General features: G+C 60.4%; 22 protein-coding genes. 12 read left to right on the top strand and 10 right to left on the bottom strand.

The genetic code is table 11. The features are described 5' to 3' along the window. Window positions 1-10 precede the first annotated feature (10 nt). The 3 genes from MD273_RS13715 to MD273_RS13705 are packed head-to-tail and all read left to right on the top strand — an operon-like array spanning window position 11 to window position 1,936. The gene (locus tag MD273_RS13715) at window positions 11-1,225 is read left to right on the top strand and encodes a molybdopterin molybdotransferase MoeA (RefSeq protein ID WP_239038343.1); all 1,215 of its coding nucleotides are present in this window, start codon (window positions 11-13) and stop codon (window positions 1,223-1,225) included. 2 nt (window positions 1,226-1,227) lie between these two features. Then, window positions 1,228-1,488, top strand: coding sequence for a molybdopterin converting factor subunit 1 (gene moaD / locus MD273_RS13710; RefSeq protein ID WP_239038342.1), 261 nt, complete (start codon window positions 1,228-1,230; stop codon window positions 1,486-1,488). Between the two features lies 1 nt (window position 1,489). Further along, a complete protein-coding gene (locus tag MD273_RS13705; protein ID WP_239038341.1) occupies window positions 1,490-1,936 on the top strand; it encodes a molybdenum cofactor biosynthesis protein MoaE in 447 nt (148 codons plus the stop codon). On the opposite strand, the gene MD273_RS13700 is transcribed toward MD273_RS13705, so the two are convergent. Further along, on the bottom strand, window positions 1,933-2,598 hold the full coding sequence (locus MD273_RS13700) for a hypothetical protein (RefSeq protein ID WP_239038340.1): 666 nt from the start codon (window positions 2,596-2,598) through the stop codon (window positions 1,933-1,935). The two genes, MD273_RS13705 and MD273_RS13700, sit on opposite strands and share 4 nt — an antisense overlap. 229 nt (window positions 2,599-2,827) lie before the next feature. Further along, window positions 2,828-3,154 carry a thioredoxin TrxA gene (gene trxA, locus MD273_RS13695; RefSeq protein WP_014420340.1) on the bottom strand — a complete coding sequence of 109 codons (327 nt, stop codon included), beginning with the start codon at window positions 3,152-3,154 and terminating at the stop codon, window positions 2,828-2,830. A 327-nt stretch (window positions 3,155-3,481) separates the two neighbouring features. Here trxA and ppx point away from each other — a divergent pair, with 327 nt between their 5' ends. Then, the gene (ppx, locus tag MD273_RS13690; protein ID WP_239038496.1) at window positions 3,482-4,963 is read left to right on the top strand and encodes an exopolyphosphatase; all 1,482 of its coding nucleotides are present in this window, start codon (window positions 3,482-3,484) and stop codon (window positions 4,961-4,963) included. On the opposite strand, the gene MD273_RS13685 is transcribed toward ppx, so the two are convergent. After that, entirely contained in the window at window positions 4,960-6,906 is a 1,947-nt protein-coding gene (locus tag MD273_RS13685; protein WP_239038339.1) for an ATP-binding cassette domain-containing protein, read from the bottom strand. The two genes, ppx and MD273_RS13685, sit on opposite strands and share 4 nt — an antisense overlap. 42 nt (window positions 6,907-6,948) lie before the next feature. Here MD273_RS13685 and MD273_RS13680 point away from each other — a divergent pair, with 42 nt between their 5' ends. The 3 genes from MD273_RS13680 to bamJ all read left to right on the top strand — a co-directional run bounded on the left by MD273_RS13680 (window position 6,949) and on the right by bamJ (window position 8,717). After that, window positions 6,949-7,461: a TIGR02444 family protein gene (locus MD273_RS13680; protein ID WP_239038338.1), complete on the top strand. Its 513-nt coding sequence runs from the start codon at window positions 6,949-6,951 to the stop codon at window positions 7,459-7,461. After that, on the top strand, window positions 7,458-7,847 hold the full coding sequence (locus MD273_RS13675) for a DUF4124 domain-containing protein (RefSeq protein WP_239038337.1): 390 nt from the start codon (window positions 7,458-7,460) through the stop codon (window positions 7,845-7,847). The genes MD273_RS13680 and MD273_RS13675 overlap by 4 nt, the downstream gene beginning before the upstream one ends. 132 nt (window positions 7,848-7,979) lie before the next feature. After that, window positions 7,980-8,717, top strand: coding sequence for a BamJ family beta-barrel-assembly machinery protein (gene bamJ, locus MD273_RS13670; RefSeq protein WP_239038336.1), 738 nt, complete (start codon window positions 7,980-7,982; stop codon window positions 8,715-8,717). 76 nt (window positions 8,718-8,793) lie between these two features. Here bamJ and rsd read toward each other — a convergent pair whose 3' ends face one another. The 6 genes from rsd to MD273_RS13640 form a co-directional block, all read right to left on the bottom strand. Continuing rightward, window positions 8,794-9,273, bottom strand: a complete 480-nt coding sequence (gene rsd, locus MD273_RS13665; RefSeq protein WP_239038335.1) for a sigma D regulator — start codon at window positions 9,271-9,273, stop codon at window positions 8,794-8,796. 103 nt (window positions 9,274-9,376) lie between these two features. Then, the gene (locus tag MD273_RS13660; RefSeq protein WP_239038334.1) at window positions 9,377-9,883 is read right to left on the bottom strand and encodes a disulfide bond formation protein B; all 507 of its coding nucleotides are present in this window, start codon (window positions 9,881-9,883) and stop codon (window positions 9,377-9,379) included. Window positions 9,884-10,076: 193 nt separating this feature from the next. Continuing rightward, complete coding sequence (gene rmf, locus MD273_RS13655; RefSeq protein WP_239038333.1) at window positions 10,077-10,292, bottom strand: ribosome modulation factor; 216 nt, start codon at window positions 10,290-10,292, stop codon at window positions 10,077-10,079. A 122-nt stretch (window positions 10,293-10,414) separates the two neighbouring features. Next, window positions 10,415-11,962, bottom strand: coding sequence for a glutamate--cysteine ligase (gene gshA / locus MD273_RS13650; RefSeq protein ID WP_239038332.1), 1,548 nt, complete (start codon window positions 11,960-11,962; stop codon window positions 10,415-10,417). Between the two features lie 65 nt (window positions 11,963-12,027). After that, on the bottom strand, window positions 12,028-14,364 hold the full coding sequence (locus MD273_RS13645; protein ID WP_239038331.1) for a Tex family protein: 2,337 nt from the start codon (window positions 14,362-14,364) through the stop codon (window positions 12,028-12,030). A gap of 53 nt (window positions 14,365-14,417) precedes the next feature. Continuing rightward, the gene (locus tag MD273_RS13640; RefSeq protein ID WP_239038330.1) at window positions 14,418-16,154 is read right to left on the bottom strand and encodes a putative bifunctional diguanylate cyclase/phosphodiesterase; all 1,737 of its coding nucleotides are present in this window, start codon (window positions 16,152-16,154) and stop codon (window positions 14,418-14,420) included. 140 nt (window positions 16,155-16,294) lie between these two features. Here MD273_RS13640 and rep point away from each other — a divergent pair, with 140 nt between their 5' ends. The 3 genes from rep (at window position 16,295) to MD273_RS13625 (ending at window position 21,283) form a co-directional block, all read left to right on the top strand. Continuing rightward, on the top strand, window positions 16,295-18,313 hold the full coding sequence (rep, locus tag MD273_RS13635) for a DNA helicase Rep (RefSeq protein ID WP_239038329.1): 2,019 nt from the start codon (window positions 16,295-16,297) through the stop codon (window positions 18,311-18,313). Between the two features lie 100 nt (window positions 18,314-18,413). Next, window positions 18,414-20,705, top strand: coding sequence for a galactose oxidase early set domain-containing protein (locus MD273_RS13630; protein WP_239038328.1), 2,292 nt, complete (start codon window positions 18,414-18,416; stop codon window positions 20,703-20,705). A 23-nt stretch (window positions 20,706-20,728) separates the two neighbouring features. After that, window positions 20,729-21,283 (top strand): hypothetical protein, encoded by a 555-nt coding sequence (locus MD273_RS13625; protein ID WP_239038327.1) that lies wholly within the window; start codon window positions 20,729-20,731, stop codon window positions 21,281-21,283. An 82-nt stretch (window positions 21,284-21,365) separates the two neighbouring features. On the opposite strand, the gene MD273_RS13620 is transcribed toward MD273_RS13625, so the two are convergent. Continuing rightward, on the bottom strand, window positions 21,366-21,779 hold the full coding sequence (locus MD273_RS13620) for a c-type cytochrome (protein WP_239038326.1): 414 nt from the start codon (window positions 21,777-21,779) through the stop codon (window positions 21,366-21,368). Between the two features lie 204 nt (window positions 21,780-21,983). Here MD273_RS13620 and MD273_RS13615 point away from each other — a divergent pair, with 204 nt between their 5' ends. Together MD273_RS13615 and MD273_RS13610 are read left to right on the top strand one after the other, a co-directional pair. Continuing rightward, window positions 21,984-22,322: a hypothetical protein gene (locus MD273_RS13615; protein ID WP_239038325.1), complete on the top strand. Its 339-nt coding sequence runs from the start codon at window positions 21,984-21,986 to the stop codon at window positions 22,320-22,322. 10 nt (window positions 22,323-22,332) lie between these two features. Beyond that, entirely contained in the window at window positions 22,333-23,451 is a 1,119-nt protein-coding gene (locus tag MD273_RS13610) for a phospholipase A (protein ID WP_502846059.1), read from the top strand. The last annotated feature ends 105 nt before the right edge of the window (window positions 23,452-23,556 follow it).

The following is a 23,556-nucleotide window of genomic DNA, read 5'->3' as shown; positions in this document are numbered from 1 at the left end:
GAGCTGATCCATGGCAGGCCAAAACCTGACGTCCGTCGACGATGCCATCGCCCACATCCTGGACCGGGCCCCGGAGATTTCCTGGGTCGAAACTGTCCCGCTCGCCGAGAGTCTGGGACGTGTGCTCGCTGAAAACCTGCACGTACCGGCGGATGTTCCTCCGGCGGATAACAGTGCGGTGGATGGCTACGCCATTCGCAGGGCCGACCTGAAATCCGGCCAGCCGATCCCGGTTTCCGGCCGGATTGCGGCCGGCGAGGCCCCGACCCCACTGGCCGAGGGCACCGCCGCCCGGATCTTCACCGGCTCGGAAATCCCCGAAGGGGCCGATGCGGTAGTGATGCAGGAGCGGGTCGAGGTGACCGACGATGGCATCCTGGTTCAAGCCGAGGTTGCCGGGGGGCAGAACATACGCAATCGGGGTCAGGACCTGAAACAGGGCGATATCGCCCTGGTCAGGGGCACACCGATCCGCCCCCAGGAGATGGGCCTGCTCGCCTCCATGGGCTTTGCCAGGGTGTCGGTGCTCGCCCGCATGAAAGTGGCGGTGCTCACCACCGGCGATGAACTGGTGGACCCGGGAGAACCGCTCGCCGGCGGCCAGATCTACAATTCCAACCGATTCACCCTGCTCGGCCTGCTCGCACAGGCCGGCTGCGAGGTCACGATCTGCGAGACCTTGAGAGACAACCGGGAAGCAACACGGGACACCCTCAAGCGCGCCGCCTCCGAGGCGGACCTGGTGATTACCAGCGGCGGCGTCTCGGTGGGCGAGGAAGACCACGTCCGGGTGGTGCTGGAGGAACTGGGCCAGCTTTCGCTCTGGCGACTGGCGATCAAGCCGGGCAAGCCACTGGCGTTCGGCACTATCGACGGGACGCCTGTCCTGGGCCTGCCGGGCAATCCCGCCACCGTTCTGGTGACCTTCCTTGTTGTTGGCATGCCTTATATCCGGAAATGCCAGGGACGTCACAGGACCTGGCCTGTGGGCGAACGGTTGCCGGCCGGCTTTGATGTGGAGTCCCCTTCCATTCGCCGCGAGTTCGTGCGGGCCAGGAAAGACATATCGGGCGACGAGCTCCAGATTGTCTCCTACCCCAACCAGAGCTCCGGCGTTCTCAGCTCCGCCTGCTGGGCGGAGGGGCTTGCCGTGGTTCCGGAGAACACAACGGTGAAGGCCGGCGACTTGCTGACCTATTACTCGTTTGCGGAGTTGATGAGCTGACTATGAGTACTGAAACACTGACCGTGCGCTTTTTCGCGCGGTTGCGCGAAGAGCTGGACACCGAGAGCCTGGAACTGACGGCCTCGCCGGGCCTGACCACAGGGGACATCCTCGCCGAGCTGGCTGCCAAAGGCGGCCCCTGGGCCCAGCTGCAGGGCGACCAGCCGGTAATGATTGCGGTCAACCAGGCGATGGCGAAACCGTCAACGCAGGTTCAGGCCGGGGACGAGGTGGCCTTTTTCCCGCCGGTAACCGGAGGCTGAGATGATTTCCGTTCAGACTGACGATTTTGATTCCGCGGCGGAGTACCAGGCACTGCGGGACAGTGGCGCCGGAACCGGAGCCATCGTGACGTTCACCGGGCTGGTGCGGGACAGCGGCGACCTCGAAGGAGTGACCGGGCTGTTTCTGGAGCATTACCCGGGGATGACCGAGCAGGTAATCCAGGGATTGATTGACCAGGCCTCCCGGCGCTGGGATGTTCGCAAGGTACGGGTGATTCACCGCATCGGGCGCCTTGATCTGTGTGACCAGATTGTCTTTGTCGGGGTTTGCAGTGCCCACCGGGGTGATGCGTTCGCCGCCTGTGAATTCATCATGGACGCGCTGAAGACCTCGGCACCGTTCTGGAAGAAGGAAATTACCGGCGACGGAGAGCACTGGGTCGAGCAGAAGACTACCGATGTGGATCGGTCTTCGAGCTGGGATTAACCGGCTCCACCATCCTCGGGCGACTGGCCCGACTGATCGGAACTGTCCGACTCCGATCGCCCCTGCCGTTCGGGGTGGAGTTCCTGCTCGAGCCAACGGCGCACCTCCTCCCTGTCACGCCTCCGGATAAGCTGTTCACTGTGGATATTCCGGGGGAAGATCGCCGCTCCCCCCTCGTGGCGCAGCGTAAAGCGCCTGCGGACACCGACCGGGTAGCTGCTTGGTCCATGGACGACAGCAGCCCGGACTTCGATGGCGGTGATATCCTCGAACAGGTAATCGCTGTCACTCTCCTCACTTCTCCGGCCCAGGATAATGTTCCTGAACGATCCGAGCACCAGGTAGCCTCCCGGCTGCAATGGCCCCTGGCGCAGTACCTGATGGACATTGGTGTCGTCCGCCGCAACCCTGCGATACTCCGTCACCGTCATGACCTTCTGCTCTCCGGCCCGTGTGTACAGAACTGCCTGCACACACTGCACATGCACCGGTTCCTTGCCCATGTTTACCATCAGACAAAGGGCATCGGGGTTCTCATTTTGGGCATGATGAATGATGAGGTAGGGGCGGTTGTTGCGCTTGTACTGCAGAAAAAACAACTGGAAATAGATGATCCAGACAACGGCCATGACGGCGGTGCTGATGGGAGCGATATACTCCACGCTTTTCTCCTCCTGTTGCATTCACCCTTGACGGCTAGCCACTCACCCAGCTGAACCGGTACACCAACAGGATAGCCCCCACGCGACGGATGGCCATGCCCCCGCGCTCGCAGCAGCGACAAGCCGGCAAACGGGAGATCGGTAGCGAGTGGTGGATGTGAAACACTCAGGGCAATAAAAAACCGCCCGTGACGTCGAGGTCAGGGGCGGTTTTGCAGCAACAACGGGATCAGAGGTTGCTGTCGAGGAATGCCGCCAGCTGGGACTTGGACAGCGCGCCAACCTTGGTTGCGTCAACGTTGCCGTTCTTGAACAGCATCAGGGTCGGGATGCCGCGGATGTTGAACTTGGGCGGGGTCTGCTCGTTTTCATCGATGTTCAGCTTGCAGACCTTCAGCTTGCCTTCATACTCATCGGCAATCTCTTCGAGGACCGGCGCGATCATCTTGCAGGGACCGCACCACTCCGCCCAGTAGTCCACCAGTACGGGAACGTCGGACTTGAGTACATCCTGCTCGAAAGAAGCGTCGGTGACATTTACGATATTTCCGCTCATTACCTTTTCCTGATTCAGGCACCCTCTTTAACTGCGCGGTCACGCGAGCCGAAAGGTGCTGTTGACTGTACTTGAAGGCTACGGGAAGAGCAGCCGTTCAACCTGCTTAAGTTACGCAATACTTTACGCGATTGATCATCCCGATGTGAAGCAGTAGATCCCACACTAGTCATTGACCTGACCCTGACCGACGTCAATTGGCCGCGCGTTCTGTTACTGACAGGCCGGAGACAGATGGCTTATAGTACCTCGCAAGTTCACCTTACAAGGATTTCTGACGACGTGACGGCCGAAGACAACGCCGAAAACGCTGCACAGGGGCCGGAAATGCTGGCAGCCATTGATATGGGTTCCAACAGTTTCCACATGGTTGTGGCCCGACTGGTTCACGGAGAAATCCGTACCCTGGAAAAAATGGGCGAGAAGGTGCAACTGGGTGCCGGGCTGGACCAGTACAACCGCCTGACGGACGAGGCCCAGGACCGCGCCCTGGAATGTCTGAGCCGTTTTGCCCAGCGGCTGCGCGGAATGCCCCCGAAGGCGGTACAGGTGGTGGGCACCAATGCCCTGCGGGTTGCCCGCAATGCTCACCAGTTCATGAACCGTGCCGAGGATGTTCTAGGCTATCCGGTCGAGATCATCGCCGGCCGCGAGGAAGCCCGTCTGATCTATCTGGGCGTCTCCCACACCTTGTCCGATGACAGCGGCCGACGCCTGGTAATTGATATCGGCGGCGGGAGTACCGAGTTCATCATTGGTGAGCGCTTCGAGCCACAGGAGCTGGAAAGCCTGCACATGGGCTGCGTCTCTTTCCGCAATCGCTACTTCCCGGATGGCAAGATCACCCGACGCCAGATGGATCGGGCAGTGACCCACGCCGAGCAGGAACTGCTCAACATCCGCCAACATTATCGCAATGTGGGCTGGCAGAGTGCCGTTGGCTCATCCGGGACCATCAAGGCCATTGCCAGTGTCCTCTCGACCCTGAAAATCACCGACGGCACCATCACCCGTGCCGGGATGCAGGAGCTGCGCAAGCGCCTGGTGGACATGGGCAAAACCGACAAGCTTGGCGATCTGGGTGTCCGCTCTGACCGACAAAGCATATTCCCGGGTGGGTTTGCGATTCTCCTGGGCGCCTTCCAGTCCCTCGGAATCGAGAGCATGACCTTCGCCGACGGCGCCCTGCGGGAAGGACTCCTGTATGACATTGTCGGGCGGATTCGCCATGAGGATGTGCGTGAGCGCACCATTTCCGCACTGCAGGAACGCTATCACGTGGATCAGGCTCACGGTGCCGCGGTAGAGGCAACGGCAGTGGCCGCGTGGGAACAGGTTGCAGACCGGTGGGGCCTGCGCACCGCCACCGACGAGGAGGTGCTCCGATGGGCCTGTCGCCTGCATGAGATCGGCCTGACCATTTCCCACAGTCAGTACCACAAGCACGGGGCTTACCTGCTTCGCTACTCGGATCTTCCGGGCTTCAGCCAGCAGTTCCAGCGCGATCTGGCCACCCTGGTCCGCGGCCACCGCCGCAAGTTCGCGCCGGCAATCTTCGAGGGACTCGATCCCGAAGATACCTCCCGGCTTCGCCGCCTGTGCATCCTGGTGCGACTGGCCGTATTGCTGCAACACCCACGGAATATGGAGCCGCCACCGGATTTCGAGCTGGAGCCGGGCAACGACAAGCTGACGGTGACCTTTCCCGGGGGCTGGCTCGATGACCGCCCACTGACCCTGGCCGACCTCAAGAACGAACGGGATTATCTGGCCCGTCAGGATTTCACCCTGAAGATCAACCCGGACTAACCGGCCAGTTCCTCTTCCAGGGTTTCGACGGTTTCGCTAACCTCCAGCCACTGCGCCTCGACTTCCTCCAGGCGCTGGCTGGCGCTGGCCTGAGAGGCCAGCAGCTCGTTCAATCTGGCCTTGCCGGCGTCCTCATACAAACCCGGATCCGATAACTCTTTCTCCAACGCCGCCAGGGTCTGCTGCAGGGTTTCCATTTCTTTCTCGAGGCTCGCCTGCTGTTTCCGGAAAGGACTGAGTTTCTTGCGGATTTCCGCCTCCATGCGCTTACGGGCCTTCCGGTCATCGGCACTTTCACCCACGCCGCCGGCTGTTTGGGAGACCGCTGAACCGGCAACTTCCCGGCGGGGCGCCTCGCCCTCTTCGCGTTCCTTGCGACGATCAGCCAGCCAGCGCTCATAGTCTTCCAGATCGCCGTCGTACTCACAGACGCGGCCGTCGTTGACCAGCCAGAAGTTGTCGACGGTGTTGCGCAGCAGGTGCCGGTCGTGGGAGACCACCACAATAGCCCCTTCGAAATTCTGCAACGCCATCGTCAACGACTGGCGCATTTCAAGGTCGAGGTGGTTGGTCGGCTCGTCCAGCAGCAAAAGATTCGGGCGCTGCCAGGCAATCACCGCCAACGCGACCCGGGCCTTTTCTCCTCCCGAGAAGGATCGGATCGGGCTCAGAGCTTCGTCCCCGTGAAAATCAAAGCCGCCCAGGAAGTTTCGGACGCTCTGCTCCGACGCCTTGGGCGCAAGACGCTGCAGATGGAGGAAAGGGCTGGCATCGAGGTCCAGGGATTCCAGCTGGTGCTGGGCAAAGTAACCGATGGCCAGGTGCTCGCCACAGGTACGCTCGCCACCCAACAGGGTACTTTCCCCACGCAGGGCATCCATCAGCGTGGATTTGCCCGCACCATTGGGGCCGAGCAAGCCGATGCGGCTGCCCGGCAGCAACGTCAGGTTGATGTTGTCGAGCACCACGGTGTCGCTGTAGCCGGCCTGGCCGTTGCGAATCGACAGCAATGGGTTGGAGACCTTCTCCGCCATCGGAAACTCAAAGCTGAACGGCGAATCGATGTGAGCCGGAGCGATACGCTCCATCCGCTCCAGGGCCTTGACCCGGCTCTGGGCCTGGCGGGCCTTGGTCGCCTTGGCTTTGAACCGATCGATAAACCGCTGAATCTCCGCGACCCGAGCCTGCTGACGCTCATAGTTGGCCTGCTGCTGGGCCAGACGCTCACCACGCTGGCGCTCGAAGGCTGAGTAATTACCCGTATAAAGCTCCAGCTTGTGCTGATCAAAATGCACCACGTGGGAGGCAACCCGATCCATGAAATCCCGGTCATGGGAGATGAACAACAGGGTGCCCGGATAGCGCCGAAGCCAGTTCTCCAGCCACAGGCATGCATCCAGATCCAGGTGGTTGGTGGGCTCGTCCAGCAGCAACAGGTCCGAGGGCCGCATCAGCGCCTGGGCGAGATTGAGGCGGATCCGCCAGCCACCCGAGAAGGCCGAAACCGGTCGTTCAGCGTCCCCGTCGGCGAACCCGAGCCCGCGGAGCAGCGCTTCGGCCCGACGCGGCGCCGACCATGCCTCATGCACATCCAGCTCACCGTGGATCCTGGCTACGGCATTATCGTCACCGGCCGCCTCCGCCCGGGCCAACTCGGCCTCCATCCGTCTGAGGTCAAGATCGCCATCGAGCACGAAATCCCGCGCACTTCGCCCTGAAGCTTGTACTTCCTGGGCCATGTGGGCAATTCGGCAGCCCCCTGGCAGGGAAATACTGCCCTGCTCCGGCGCCAACTGGCCCAACAAGAGCTGGAAAAGACTGGATTTACCGGCACCATTAGCTCCGACAATTGCAACTCTTTGGCCCGGCTGAACCGTGAGATTCACGGATTCTAGCAACCAGACACCACCCCGTTGTAAACTGAGATCAGTAATCGTTAACATAAATCCATTTTATCAGCGTAAGATGGTCAGGGCAGGTTCGGCGTGGAATTACCGGAGAAACTGGAACCGGACAACCCGATTTGGCGTTTTGCCTTGGCATTCTGGCGAAAGCCCGGCGCTCAGCAAACCTGTCTTGCGCTCCAGGATCAGGGCTGGAGCGTTACACGAATTTTATGTGCTGGCTGGCTGGCCCTTGAAGGCAGGCCCTACAGCGGCACTGAGCACGCTACGTTAACAGAGTGGCGCCAGCATGTAACCGGTGCTTTGCGGGCAGTACGCAAATCTCTCCCCAAAGGCCACGAACACTGCCAGGACCTCCGTGACGGTGTCGCCGGCCTGGAACTGCAGGCTGAACAGCTTGAACTGGCTTTGGCCTGGCAACAATTAGCGAGCGAGACTCCGGACACGACCCTTATGACGGGAAATGCCCAGTTGATCCGTAACAATCTTGCCGCTGCCGCCTATCAGACGGATCAGGTCGTGAAGGCGGCAGACGAGCTGAATACACTGGCCTCGATATTGGCCCCCTTCTCCAATGGAGACTCCCAGCCATGATGATGAAATGGCTCATCCGGCTCTCGTTTCCGGCCCTGGGATTGCTTCTGGTTCTGATGTTCTTCGGAATTGATGATCCTCAGGAGGTATCCGAACCCGTGGCGGACAACGAGGAACCCCACCAGGAAATTCCTTCCTTTGAAGGCCTGGTTCCCTCGCCCGTGCCGACCGAAGGCCCGGAAATCATATTCAAATGGCAGGACACCGACGGCAACTGGCACTACGCCGATCAACCTCCAGCCCAGGGGCCCTGGAACACACTGGCCATCGAGCGACCGGACAAGGCTCGCGGGGGCTCTCCTGCGCGGGACCCTGAAACCGACTGGCAATCCCCATACAGCGCGCCCTTTTCCCTGGGCCCCACCGCCGGAAGCAACGGCAGCTGACGCAAAGGGTCGGGTTCCTTAACACATGTTCAGTGGCATCTCGCCCAGGAACCCGTTACCTTCTGTGTTTCAATAACGACAATCCGGGAGTGCTGCTCCCGAGCACTTACGTAAACCGTTAAGGATTCAGTAATGAAGAAAACCCTGCTTGCATTGGCCATGGCCGGTGTCGTCACCGGTTGCTCCACCCCACCTGAAGTCCCCGAAGATCCCAAGCTGGATACCACCGAGCAGAAGGTCAGCTACGGCATGGGCCTGGTTCTCGGTGAGCGGATGAGCAACGACCTGCCGGACCTGCAGATGGACCAGTTCCTGCAAGGTATCCAGCACGGCCATGCCGGCGACGAGGAAACCAAGCGCCTGACCCGCGAGGAAATCCAGCAAGCCCTGATGGCCTACCAGCAGCAGATGCAGGAAGACCAGAAGAAGCAGATGGAAGAACTGGCCCAGAAGAACAAGGAAGCCGGTGAAGCCTTCCTGGCGGAAAACGCGGAAAAGGAAGGCGTCGAGACCACTGAGTCCGGCCTTCAGTACGAAGTGATCGAGGGAGGCTCCGGCGACAAGCCTGCCGCCGAGGATACCGTCCGGGTCCACTACACCGGCGAACTGCTTTCCGGCGAAGTGTTTGACAGCTCCCGCGAGCGCGGCGAACCGGTCACTTTCGCCCTGAACCAGGTCATTCCCGGCTGGACCGAGGGCCTGCAACTGATGAGCGAGGGCGCCCGTTACAAGCTCTACATCCCGGCGGACCTGGCCTATGGCCCAGGTGGCAATCGCGGCATCGGCCCCAACGAAACGCTGGTCTTCGACGTCGAACTGCTTGACGTCAATCCCCAGGCAGACGCCGGAGACGACTCAGCGTCCGAATAACCTGCGGATACAAAAAAGCCTCAGGACCGGCAAGCTGCCGGGCTGAGGCTTTTTTTGTGGCCGACTGCTTTTCAGCTCAGGCAGAAGCAACCTTTTCGGCATGGGCGTTGTGCAGATGCTCGATCAGGAAATCCTCCATTTCGAACCGACTTTCCAGGGCCTCACCCAGCCGTGAAAGTTCGCTGAACAGCTCACGGACCTGGGCCTCCGAGAGCGACTGGCCGTCCAGGCGGTCATTGAAATTGAGGGCAATTTCCGTCGTCTGCTCGATCTGAGGGTACACTTTCGCCGCCAGTTCCAGACCGCCGTCATTAAACTCGCGGGCTTCCTGGATCAGTTGCTCGTAGATTTCGAAATGCCCGGCAGAGACATAATCAACCAGCACTTCACACAAGCGAACGAACTTTTCCTTCAGGGCTTCCGTCTGGGAGAAGTCGCTTTCTCCGGACAGGTCACAGTAATGGACCAGAAGTTCCTGACGCTCCTTCAGCCAGCGATCAATCAGTTCGCTGACACCTCCCCAGCGCTCCCTGGCATTTCGGCAATTCTCCAACATGACGCCTGTTCTCCGCTCGTTTACCCGAAGCGCTAGACCCCGGTGCAATTACTTACCGTACGGAACTCAAGTTACCCCAACGGCACGGTTGGCCGCAACCGTTTCAGCTGCGAATCCAACTGTGTTGTTGCGGACGGCGAAACAGGAAAAATAACCCCACCAAGACCAGCACTGAGAAAAACACCGCAGTCCAACCGGGGATACTCAGCCCCAGGAAGCGCCAGACCACCTCGGCACAGTCACCGGTTCCCCGCAAGGCGGTCGTAAGAACCTCCATCCACGGGAGCACTTCCAGCATGTAATCCACTGAGGGTCCGCAGGCGGGCACCTGATCGGCGGGCAGGCTCTGTAGCCAGAGCTGACGGCCAGCGACGCCCAGGCCTGCCCCGGCCGTCAGCGCCAGCAGAAAGCCATAGACACGTCCGCCCCAACCGGCGGGGCCATGCAGGAACGCCAGCAGACTCACCAACCCTGCGCCCATAAACCCGAAACGCTGAAGCCAGCACAGCGGACAGGGTTCCAGCCCCATCACGTGCTCCATATAGAAAGCCACGCCGAGCAACCCGGCACAGACCAGAAAAACAACTGCGAAGACCCATCTGCCAGCCAAAACAACCACCCTCGAAAGAAGACTTGAAGCCCAGAGACCCGTCACTTAACCCTAAACCCCGGGGAACTTCAAGCCTCAATGATCACGATCACTTTCAAGCAGATAGGCGCGAACGAACTCCCGCCAGAGTGGCGGAGCCAGCAGACAAGTGGTGAAGAAAACAGAAGAGAGAGCGTTGGTCTCCGGCCGGCCGTCAGGCGATGCGGGAAAACAGGTCGTCGCCCTGGTTTTCACGCTCCCGAACAGAGGCATCGGCGTCATCCCAGCCCGCCTCCCAGGCGGCGATCACGACATCGCCCCGGTACGGACAGCGGCTTTTGGGCATCCCCATCGAAGCGGCCATATGGCCCTGGCGGTAGGCCTTGTTCAGTGATTCCACGTCCCACCCGAGCTTGATATCCCTTGCCATAACCGCATCCTCCATAATCCCGATCACCACAAGCTAGCAGTGGCCTGACCGGGTGACAAACCCACATCCAGGTTCTGTGCAGCAGGTCCCCACCCGGGTGTGACAGAGGCCGAAATCCGCCCTCAGGACTTGAGGTAGTGCTCGAGGAACTGTCCGAACGGCTGGGTATCGTGGGCCTCCATCTGTGCCTGCTCGGCCAGGGACTCACGACTCATGGACCGGAACGCGTTCAGCACATCCGGAGCCATGGGCTCATCGCGCAACGCCTGCTGATGCCGCAGCGACATGTCCATCACCCAGTCCCGATGCCCGAGACCAGAAGCATCCATGGCATCCAGAACCCGGGCGGAGGGTACGCCGCTCGACAGGCTTTCCTGCTGGGTCGCCAGTGCACTGACGTAGGTATCACCCCCCGTCCAGTCATCGAGCAGCTCCGCCAGTGGCTGCAGACGATCCAGCAGTTCTGTGGCGGCCTGCTGCACCGGAACCCTGTTTCCTTCCCGGCACAGGGTGAGACCGGCGTCGCGGCCCCGCGTCACCACATCCTTGTAGTTGTCATCCAGGCGGTCACACTCGGCGTCGCTGATCCGGGGCGAGTCGCACAGCAGGCAATCCAGCAGGAACAGGTCAAGGAAATCAATCTGCGCCCGATTCACGCCCAGCGGCGAGAACGGGTCGAGATCCAGGCAGCGCACCTCGATATACTCCACACCCCGCGCCTCCAGGGCCTGAATCGGCTTCTCTTCCCTTTCAGTCGTCCGCTTCGGGCGGACGGCGCTGTAATACTCGTTCTCGATCTGCAGGACACTGGTATTGATCTGGATGAAGTCATCGCCACGGCGGGTGCCGATGGCCTCATAGGGCGGCCAGGAGGTATGAATCGCCCGGTCGAGGGTCCGGGTGTAGGTCCCCAGCTCGTTAAAACAGATATTCAGCGAAGCCTGGGCATTGTTGTGATAACCCAGGTCTCCCATACGCAGGGAGGTTGCCTGTTGGCCATACCAGGTACGCGCGTCAAACCGCGCCAGGTCATGCTGGACACCCTCGACAAAACTGGCATCCAGCGCCGGAGAAGCGCCGAACAGCAGCATCAGTAGCCAGCTGCGGCGACGGAAATTCCGGATCAGCCAGAAATACTGCTCCGATTTGAAGTCCCTGAGCGACTGGTTATTTCCCAGTAATTGCTGCCACTTCCTCCAGAACGCATCCGGCAACGACAGGTTGTAGTGAGCGCCGGCGATACTCTGCATGATGCGGCCATACCGCACTGCCAGGCCCTGGCGATAGACGTGTTTGAGGTAGCCGATGTTCGACGTGCCGTACTCCGCGATCGGAATGCTTTCGTCCCCGGCCAGCTCACAGGGCATGCTGGCGGCCCAGAACACCTCATCGCCAAGATTCTGCTGAACAAACTGGTGAATATCGCGCAGGGACTCCAGCAGGGCATCGGTGCTGCCGCAAACCGGTGTAATCAGCTCCAGCAGAGCCTCGGAATAATCCGTGGTGATTCGGGGATGGGTCAGCGTGGATCCCAGCGCCTCCGGGTGTGGGGTCTGGGCGATAAACCCGTTACGGTCAACCCGCAGGCCTTCCTTCTCTACGCCCTTAAGAAAGCCGTGCCACTCCGATTGTGAGAACTGGCGAAATAACGAATGGCGGGATTCAGCCATGGTTGACTCCTGCTGCGACAGCCCCGCCCACGCGGGACCGTCGGTGAACCTGATGTTGGGGAAGCTTAACGTCCGTCCTTGCGCGCCGAGGCCAGAGCCTGCGCCAATGCACCCGCCATGGCGCCCTGGGCCGGCTTCTGGCCTTTCGGTGCCCGGTTCTGACGCTGGCCGGAACGGTTATCGGCCCGGCCACGCCCGGACGAGGCGCGGGCTTCGTTTTTCTCACCGGGCTGGTCATCCATGCGCATCGACAGACCGATCCGCTTGCGGGGGATGTCCACCTCCATGACCTTGACCTTGACGATGTCCCCGGCCTTGACCACTTCCCGTGGGTCCTTGACAAAAGTGTGGGACAACGCGGAGATATGTACCAGTCCGTCCTGATGGACACCGATATCCACAAAGGCGCCAAAGTTGGTCACGTTGGTGACCGAGCCTTCCAGGATCATGCCAGGCTCCAGATCGTTCAGGGTTTCCACCCCTTCCTCGAAACTGGCGAAGCGGAATTCCGGACGCGGGTCGCGGCCGGGCTTCTCCAATTCGGCAATGATATCCTTTACCGTCGGCAACCCGAACCGTTCTGTTACGTAATCCTGGGGATTCAGACCACGCAGGAACGCGGAATCACCGATGATCTCGCCCACCTTGCGGTTGTTCCGGGCGGCAATCGCCTCCACCACGCCATAGGCTTCCGGGTGGACTGACGACCGATCCAATGGGTTCTCGCCACCGGCGATCTTCAAAAACCCGGCCGCCTGCTCGAAGGTACGATCGCCCAGACGGGTCACCTTCAGCAGCTGTTTACGGTTGGTAAACATGCCATTCTGATTGCGAAAATCCACGATATTCTGGGCAATGCTCTGGTTGAGACCGGAAACCCGGGCCAGCAGGGGCACCGAGGCGGTGTTCAGGTCCACACCCACCCCGTTTACACAATCCTCGACCACGGCATCCAGACTGCGTGAGAGCTGGACCTGGGAGACGTCGTGCTGGTACTGCCCGACCCCGATGGATTTCGGTTCGATTTTCACCAGTTCGGCCAGGGGATCCTGCAGCCGGCGGGCAATGGACACCGCACCGCGGATGGTCACATCCAGATCCGGCAACTCCCGGGAGGCAAACTCGGAGGCCGAGTAGACCGACGCACCCGACTCGCTGACCACAATCCGGGCCAGCTTCAGCTCCGGATAGCGCTTGCACAGATCGGCAACCAGCTTCTCGGTTTCCCGCGAGGCCGTGCCGTTGCCGATCGCGACCAGTTCGATTCCGTATTCCCGACACCAGACAGCAAGCTGTTCGATGGACTGATCCCACTTGTTCTGGGGCGCATGGGGGAAAATCGCGCCATGGCCAACCACCTGACCGGTGCCGTCAATGACCGCCACCTTGACGCCGGTACGCAGGCCCGGATCCAGCCCCAGGGTCGGACGCGGGCCGGCAGGGGCCAACAGCAAGAGGTCCTTGAGGTTGGCGGCGAACACGTTGATCGCCTCGGTTTCCGCGGCCTCACGTACCTGTGCCATCAGGTCCGTCTCGATCTGGGTGGACAACTTGACCCGCCAGGTCCAGCGCACCACTTCCGACAGCCATTTGTCAGCGGGACGACCGTCATCCCGGATGCGCCAATGCGCGGCAATACGCTGTTCGGCCGGGTGCGGCTGGCGGCGATCATCCTCTCCGTCACCGACCACAATGCTGTAGGTCAGGATACCCTCGTTACGGCCCCGCAAAATGGCCAGGGCCCGGTGCGACGGCACTTTTTTGAGGGGCTCGACGTGATCGAAATAGTCCCGGAACTTGGCGCCCTCGGTCTCCTTGCCCTCCACGACGGACACCTTCAGCTGGCCCTCCTGCCAGATAAAGTCACGCAGGTTCCCCAACAGTTCGGCGTCCTCCGCAAACCGCTCCATCAGGATGTAACGTGCACCGTCGAGAGCCGCCTTGATGTCCTCCACGCCGGCTTCCTTGTTGATGTAGGGCTCGGCCGTCACTTCCGGCTCAAGGGTCGGATCGTCGTACAGGGCATCGGCCAACGGCTCCAGGCCCGCCTCTCTGGCAATCTGGGCCTTGGTGCGGCGCTTGGGCTTGTAGGGCAGGTACAGATCTTCCAGACGGTTCTTGGTGTCCGCACCGTTAATGGCTGCCTTCAGCTCGTCGGTCAGCTTGCCCTGTTCCTCAATACTGTTGAGGATCGTCGCGCGGCGGTCCTCAAGTTCCCGCAGGTATCGTACCCGCTCTTCGAGGTTCCGCAGCTGGCTGTCATCCAGCGAACCGGTGACCTCTTTCCGGTAACGGGCGATAAACGGCACAGTCGCGCCCTCGTCAAGCAGGGCAATGGTGGCATTCACCTGTTGTTCACGGACACCAAGCTCTTCCGCGATACGGCTGGAAATCGTCTTCATGCAACCTCGACAAATCACATAGGAATCGAATTAACGGGAAAAGGTACAGCGGCTTACTTCTGCAAGCAAGCGGCCTGACTGCGGCTGTTCAGGAATTGCACAAGCTCGCTCCAGGGCATGGGGCGGGCGTAATAGTAGCCCTGGACCTCGTCACAATGTTGCTGGCGCAGGAACTCCAGCTGCCCCTCACTCTCCACGCCTTCGGCAACCACGCTCATCTGCAGGCTGTGGGACAGGCTGATGATCGCCCGGATGATGTGTTCTGCGTCCGCTGACTGGCCCAGCTCTTCGACAAAGGACTTGTCGATCTTGACCAGGGAGATCGGCAGGTGCTGGAGGTTGCTCAGGGAAGAGAAGCCGGTACCGAAGTCGTCCAGCGCGAAACTGATCCCCAGCTGATTCAGCTCGCGCAGGCAGCGCTGGGCATACTCCGGATCGTGCATCATGGCGCTCTCGGTGAGTTCCAGTTCGAGCAGGCTGGTATCGACGTTGGCGTTGAAGATGATCCGGAAGATGGTCTCGGTCATCTTCCGGTCGTGGAATTGGCGGAACGACAGATTCACGGCGAACACCAGCCCGGGGAACCCCAGCTCGGCAGACTCCTGCAGGCGCTGACAGGCCTGTTCGATCACCCAGTAGCCGATCGGAACGATCAGGCCACTGCGCTCAGCCACCGGAATGAACTCATCCGGCCCCACCAGGCCCCGTTGCGGGTGGTTCCAGCGCAGCAGGCACTCCACGCCGCGAACTTCCTCGGTCGCCAGATCAATACGGGGCTGGTAATACACTTCCAGTTCCCTGCCCCGTAATGCGTTGCGCAGATCCGCTTCGAGCCGTAACTGATAGCCGGCCGAGATGTGCAGTTGCCGGTCATAGAAACGGTAACTGGTACCCGGATCCCGCTTGGCCTCGAACATGGCACGATTGGCCCGGCGCATCAGGTTCTCGGCGCTGTCACCGGATTCAGGATAGGTGGCCACACCCAGGCTGGCACTGACCACCAGTTGCTGGCCGGCCACGGTCACGGGCTCATCCAGAATGGAGACCACCTTGCGGATGATGCGGGTAATATCCAGCGAATCCTCGATTTTCTCGATAATGATTGCCAGCTCGTCGCCGCCAATGCGCATCAGCGAATCCACCCGGCGCAGAGCGTGGCGCAACCTTTCCGCCAGTTTCATCATCAGCTGGTCGCCGCGGTGGTAGCCGAACGACTCGTTGATACTGCGGAAATCGTCGATATTGAGGTGCAGCAGGGCCAGCCTCTGCCCGCCTCTCTCGGCCCGCAACAGCCCCTGCTGGAGGCGGTCGAAAAACAGATCCCGGTTGATGACTCCGGAGGCCACGTCACGGCCAAGGTGGCCCTGGGCCGAGGTGCTCAGTTGTTCCCGGTACCACAGGTATTTCACTGCCCGGGGGAAGCTCCAGCGGTCGAGATGTTGCCGGCTCAGATACTCGGCAGCGCCCTCGGCAATCAGTTCGCAAGCCCTGTCAGCAGGTGCTTCGGCGCTCAGTGCCAGCACTGGCTTGTCGTCACTGGAAACAGAGAGGTATTGCAGGAAAGCGGCTTCGTTGCCGCCATGGAAGACACAGTCCCAAACGATGACGTCAAAACTGGCATTGCGGATCAGATCGTCGCAATCAATCAGGTCGGGGCACCAGGTCACGTCCGGATCGATTTCCGAATCGCCCGACAGCAGCGAGTCCAGCCAGAGAAAATCCGCGTGGTGGGGGGTCAGCACCAGTACACGCAATCGATCAGGCCTCGGAGTCTCCAGGGGCAATGTCATCAAACAGAATCCGTCTCTGCATAGGCTTTGACTGTTAACCTTATCATAGCCCAGAGATGATCGAGGTACAGTTCCGCCGGCTCGTGTAGAATAATGACACGCGAAATCTCTGGTCCCCGTTCCACCCTGGTCCGTAATCTGTGAACAAGCTCAACCCCCGACAAAGTGAAGCCGTTCGTTACGCGGATGGCCCGCTCCTGGTTCTCGCCGGTGCCGGCAGTGGCAAAACCAGCGTTATCACGCGCAAGATTGCCTACCTGATCGAGGAACTGGGCATTCCCGGGCGTCATATTGCCGCAGTGACCTTCACCAACAAGGCCGCCCGGGAAATGAAGGAGCGGGTCGGTCGGATCGTGGACCGCGGCAAGTCACGGGGCCTGATCGTCTCCACCTTCCATAACCTTGGCCTCAACATGATCCGGGAGGAGCACCCGCACCTGGGTTACCATCCCGGCTTCTCCATTTTCGATGCCGAGGATGCCAAGGCCCTGCTGCAGGACCTGATGCTGCGCGAAGCCAGTGCCGATGCCGGCGATGAGCTCAATGACGTGCAGATGACCATTTCGTCCTGGAAAAACGCCATGCGCGGTCCCGAGGAGGCGTTCAGCAAGGCGGCCGACGAGCGGGAACAACGGATCGCCCTGATCTACAAGCGCTACAACGAGTACCTGAAAGCCTACAACGCGGTGGATTTTGACGATCTGATCCTGCTGCCGGTCCAGCTGTTCCGCACTTGCCCGGATGTACTGACCAAATGGCGGCGCAAGATCCGCTACATGCTGGTGGACGAGTACCAGGACACCAACGTATGCCAGTACGAACTGGTCAAGCTGCTGGTGGCCGAGCGCGCCGCCTTTACCGTGGTCGGCGATGACGACCAGTCCATCTATGCCTGGCGCGGGGCCCGGCCGGAGAACCTGGCCCAGCTCAAGGAAGACTTTCCGAGCCTGAAGATCGTCAAGCTTGAGCAGAACTACCGCTCGACCGGACGAATCCTTCGCAGCGCCAACACGGTAATTGCCAACAACCCCCATGTGTTCGAAAAGGCGCTGTGGAGTGACCACACCATTGGCGAAGAGCTGCGCATCATCCGCTGTCGCAACGAGGATGCGGAAGCGGAACGGGTGGCAACAGAAATCATCGACAACAAGCTCAAGCAGGGTCTGGATTTCAAGGACTTCGCCGTGCTGTACAGGGGCAATCACCAGTCCCGGTTGCTGGAGATGAAACTGCAGGCCTACCAGATTCCCTACCGGATTTCCGGTGGCCAGTCCTTCTTCTCCAAAAACGAGATCAAGGACGCCATGTCCTATCTCCGGCTGCTGGTCAATCCCGACGACGACGCCGCCTTTCTCCGGGTGGTCAATGTGCCCCGCCGGGAAATCGGCCCGCGCACCCTGGAACAGCTCAGCCACTACGCCCGTTCACGCGATGTCAGTCTGTTCCAGGCCCTGGGGGACATGGGTGCGGAGGCGCACGTTACCGAAAAGGGGCTGGATCGCCTACGGCGTTTTGCCCATTGGGTCGACCGGACCTGCGAGCGTTTGCATTCAGAGGACCCGATTCCGGTGATCAAGCAGCTGTTCACCGATATCGAATACGAGGAATGGCTGCACCAGCACTCCGGCACACCGAAACAGGCGGAGCGGCGCATGGAGAACATCTGGTACCTGGTGGAGTCAATCCAGCGCATGCTCGATGACGGCAAGGGTACGGCGGATGAGATCGGCATCGAGGATGCCATCAGCAAACTGATCCTGCGGGACATGATGGAACAGAGGGAAGAGGAAGACGACAGCGACAAGGTTCAGCTGCTGACCCTTCATGCCTCCAAGGGTCTGGAGTTTCCCCACGTGTTCATCATGGGACTGGAAGAGGAAATCCTGCCCCACCGCACCAGCATCGAGGAAGGCAACATCGAGGAGGAACGCCGCCTGATGTACGTCGGTATCACCCGCGCCCGGGAAACCCTGACCCTCACCTATGCCGCCTCCCGAAAACAGTATGGCGAAAAGATCGAAACCATTCCGAGCCGGTTTCTCGATGAACTGCCCGAGGAAGACCTCAAGTGGGAGGGTCTCGGCGACCTCGACCGGGAAGCCAACCAGAAAAAAGGCAAGGCCACCCTGAGCGCCCTGCTCGGAGATCTTGGAAGCTGACTATTTTTTAATCTTCCCCCTGCATCTATTCGTGCTCCCGGTCCGTTGAACCCGATGGGGATACCCCCTCTCGACACAACAACAAGACCAGGAGAACGTAATGACACATCATGATCTTTCGTACGACTCCATCGGCTTCCGTCGCGGCAAACTGATACTGGCCATCGGTTCCGCCCTGGCTCTCTCCGCTTGCGGCGGTGGCGGTGACGGCTCCGATGCAAGCGGCGGTTCCGACACGGCAACCACCTCGAGCCAGGACACAGCGGTAGCCGGTGATCAGGTTGCCCAGGCGACTCCAACCGGCGACCCGGTGAAAGGTTTTTTCAGCGAGCCGTTCGCCGAGCCCACCATCATGGTTGACGGCGAGGCAGTCGAAACCGACGAAAAGTGCATCACCCGCGAGGACGGCACGGATGAGTGCAAGCCGGCGGCCGGCACCATGGCGCTGCTCAGGGACGGACGTCTTTTGTACCTCAACGCGCTGGAAGGTACCGAGAACGTTGAATTATCCATCGTCAAAGAATTTGGCGAAGTATCGGTCAACGATCAGTCACGGGTACTTGCACTCGACGACAACGACACCCCCTCCTGGCTGAAACCTTCGCCCCTGGACGCCGGCGCCAACCCTGACGGCAATGACAGCGAAACCCTGCTGGACGGCACAGAGCTGGATGGTCTGCTGAGTACGGCGGACGATACCAGTAAAAACGATGGCGCCCTGTTCTGCTCGGACGTGGTGGGCCTGGCCAACGGCGATGTCATGGCCGTTGGCGGGACCGACTACTATACCGAGGCGGGCCTGGTTGAGCTCGAGGGCATCAAGAATTCACGCATCTTCGACGAGGCGAACAACACCTGGAGCCAGAGTGGCGATATGACCTATGGTCGCTGGTACCCCTCTGTGATTACCATGGGCAACGGCGACCTGTTTGTGGCCAGCGGTGTCACCAAGCTGATCAAACCGGTTTACCCGGAGGACCCTCTCAACAGCGGTCGTAACGTTGTGCAAACGGAAACCTACGACCCATGCACCGGCACCTGGACACAGAACCCGTCGACGGCCGATCGCTCACTGCCGCTCTATCCGCGCATGCATCTGCTACCCAATGGCCATGTCTTCTACAACGCCGGCGGCCAGGCCTTCAATCCGTTCGGCCAGGGCTACGACCAGGCCCTGTGGAATATCGCGGCCAGCTTCAACCCGGAGACCCAGACCTGGACTGACATCGGTTACGCCGGCCTGCCTCTGCGCCTCGATGAAGCGGGGCTGGCTGAACTCAGCAGCACCCTGAACATCACGAACGCCTCTATGGAACAGGTCTCCTCGCTGCTCGGTGGGGTCATCGAATCACCTGCAGACCTGATGGAAAGTGGCGCGGATCTCGATATCACCGAGGAAGACCTGCAGATGGCTCTTGCCGGGGGTATGCGAGGTTCCACCTCGTCCACCATGCTGCCGCTGAAGCCGAATGCCGACGGCACCTATACCGACGTCGAGCTGCTGACCGCCGGTGGTGTGCCGAGCTACGCTCTGCTCACCAACCCCGGTGGCTACCTGCCTACGGACCAGAGCCGGATCGACCGGATCTCCACCAATGGCGACGAAATCGACTATGAATCACGCCTGACCGGCCCCCTGAACCAGCCCCGCTGGTATGGAACCAATGTCCTCATGCCGGATGGCAGCGTCATGGTATTCAGCGGCGGTGACCGGGACGGCGTTGCAGCTCCCGGACTGGAAGGCCCCATCCGGACAGCGGAACGCTTCGACCCGGAAACCAGTACCTGGACCGAGATGGCGATGGCCAATCGATCCCGTACCTACCACAACACCGCGGTATTGATGGAAGACGGCCGGGTGATGATCGGCGGACACTCGCCCATCAATACCGCCTACCTGACGTTCGTGGACCTCCAGGACTTTGGCCTGGCACCCTATGATGGCCGGGACCCGAGCTTCGAGATCTACACGCCGCCCTATGCCATGCGTGATGATCGCCCGGTCATCAAGAGCGCCCCGCGCAACCTGACCATTGGCGACCGCTTCAACGTCAAGGTGGATCAGGCCGAAGCCATCGACAAGGCGCTATTGATACGGCGCACGGTCATGACTCATGTGGTCGACAGTGACCAGCGCGCGATCGAACTGGTGGTTGAGCAGCATCCGGGCAACATGGTGACCCTGACCATGCCGGACAACCACAACGTGGTGCCCGCCGGCGAGTATATGCTGTTCGTCAGCAAGGACACCGGGGAGGGACGCGTTCCGTCTGAATCCGTGCCAATCACCGTCGTCAATGAAAACCTGGCCTGCATGGCGCCGGCCGACGGTTCGGACAGCACAATCACGACGGCAGACGGCATTATCGAATCCACCGTCGAGATTCTGTAGACCGGTCATCAGGGAGCAAGAGGATGAGACGAGAACGCACTGGAATGACCTTGCCGGCCCTGATGGCGTCCGCCGTGGTCCTGCTGACAGCCCCCGGGCTGACAGCGGCCCATGGCGGCCCGGCTGCCGATGAGGTACCTGAGGATTTCGTCAAGGCCAGCATTACCCGCCATCCGGATATTCAGGGTCTGAGTGCTTTGATTCTGGATGCGCCGCGACCGGGAATCATGCTTCGTTATCAAGGGGACGAACCCCTGACAGTGCTCGGCACTGAAGGGGAAAAGTTTCTGAGGTTTACCCGGGACGCGGTTGAGGTGAATGTGACCAGTTCCAGCTGGAAAAACCTGCCAAACGCGCCCAAGCTCACTGACGACGAGGCGCCTCGGGAATACCAGTCGGGGTCGGCATCGTGGAGGACCCTGTCCCGGTCCGGCATTTTTGGCTGGTTGGATCCACGCCTTAGCACGCACGAAGTCCGCGACCAGAGGCATTCAGGCACCTGGTCGATTGCCGTTGAGACCCCGGGAAGTGGCATCGATCACATCCGTGGTGAGCTGGCCTTCAAACCCATCCGATAAAACACGGAACCTGCTTCCGGCCGCAACAAAAAAGCCCCCGCGCAGCGGGGGCTTTTCTATCTTCATTGCCAGTCGAGAACTGTTACTGGCTCGACTCAACGATATGCTTGACGGCGTTCTCGATTTCCTCGTCCGGGCAGTTGGCGCAGCCACCCTTGGCAGGCATGGCATTAAAGCCATTGAGCGCGTGACTGATCAGGGTGTCGATGCCCTTTTCGATACGCGGGGCCCAGGCAGCCGTGTCGCCGATTTTCGGGGCGCCAGCGGCACCGGTGGTGTGGCAGGCCATACAGACAGCGTCGTAAACTTCGCTACCGGAGCGCGGGCCGGAGCTGGCTGCCTGGGTCGGGGCAGCGGCAGCGCCACACTCTTCACCTTCCAGACATACTTCACCCACCGGCTCGATACGTGCGCGGATCTCGTCTTCAACACTCGCCATAACGGCACCGGCGGTCAGGCCGAAACCGAGCAGTACAACAGCCAGGACTCTCTTCATGTTCACAATGCACCTCGCATTTGAGCGTTATAATCTTTGGTCGCCGCATTATAGCGACTGAGTCCCCGCAAAAAAACCAAAGGCCAGAATCAGAAATTGATTTCAACCGGTTTAATTGCAATTTCGTAAGTCCTCGGGCACCAATTTCCGATTACAGGTACCATACCGGCATTCCGACCACCACGACGCTCAGGACCACATTTCATGCCAGACGCAGACAACAACCGTCCGCACCCGTGGCGCAAGCCACTGTTGATTCTAGAATTCTCCGCCCTGGCGGTGCTACTTGGCTCCATGGCATGGTTCTCGAGCCAGACCGCCGATGGTGGCACGATCAGTGCCGGCTGGCTACTGGTCCCGGCCCTGGCCAGTCTGGGCGTGTTTGTAAGCTTCATTGGCCTGATGTACCTGCGCTGGGTTGCCGCAGCCAATGCCACCAACCGCACCCGCCACAGAATCATCTTCTCCTTGCTGGCGCTCACCCTGCTTGGAGTCTGGGTGTACGGCATCGCCAACACCTGGTTGAGCCTGAATGCAGGCTGAGGATCACCCCATGATGCATCACGCCTGGCTGCGGAACACCGGATTGAGCCTCTGTCTCACGGCCCTGACCGGCCCCGCGGCATTGGCTCAGCCGACCGGCAACGAACCGTCGGAGGCGTTATCCGCAGACCAATGTGCGCTTATCGGGAACGGGCTCCGCAGGCTGGCCTGTTTCGATCGGGTGTTCGGTACGGATGAGGAAAGGCAGTCCGCCAGCGAGGGCGAGCAGGAGCAGGCCGAGGAAGTCGTAAGCGAGGAAATGCCACTGGCAGACAGAGACAGCCTCGAGGATTCGGAGCTCCCGGAGGACGATGACAGTGTCATGAATTCCCTGCTGGAGCAGTATGTAGCCACGGAAAAGGCCATCTTCTCGTTTTCGGGCAGTTTTGTGGGCCATCGCCCGACCTACATCCTGCCGATCACCTGGGCGGATGATCCGAACGCCACGCCAGCCAGCCCGCGCCTGGGCACGACGGGATATGATTACGAGCTCCGGAACGAGGAGGCCAAATACCAGATCAGTTTCAAGGTACCGCTGCTGACCGGTCTTCTGGAGGATCGCACTACCCTGTGGTTTGGCTATACCCAGCAATCCTACTGGCAGGTCTACAACCGGGATGACTCCGCCCCCTTCCGGGAAACCAATTACGAACCGGAGATTTTCCTGCGCTACCAGACCGACTGGGATCTTGGTCCGGGCACCCTGAATGGCGTAACGATCGGTTTCAGCCACCAGTCCAACGGTCAGTCCGAACCGCGCTCCCGGAGCTGGAACCGGATTGTGGGCGGGGCGGCCTACAGTTACGGACGCTGGCTCTTCATGGTGCAACCCTGGTACCGGATTCCGGAGAACAGTAACGACGACAATGCCGATATCGAGCGGTATCTGGGTCATGCTAATTATCAGCTGGTGTATAAGCTGACCGAGGACCGGACGTTCTCATTGCGTCTGATGAATAATCTGCGGTCCGATAACCGGACGTCGCTGGAGTTCGGATACAGTTTTCCGATGGGGGAGACGTTGAAGGGGTTCTTCCAGTACTACAACGGGTATGGGGAGAGTCTGATTGACTATAACCACCGGATTGAGAGGTTCGGGATCGGGATTATGTTGAACGACTGGCTCTAAACCTGATGCAAATCCACTAAAGGCAGACTTCGGAGGAAGGCAAGGTGGCCGACACCACTGTCTGAAACACGCTCCTTGCGGCACGTCCATGTGACGCTTGAGCTC

This window comes from Marinobacter sp. C7 (assembly GCF_022343555.1).
Lineage (GTDB): Bacteria > Pseudomonadota > Gammaproteobacteria > Pseudomonadales > Oleiphilaceae > Marinobacter.
Note: the sequence above shows the minus strand (reverse complement) of the source record. Positions and strands in the feature narration are given on the sequence as shown.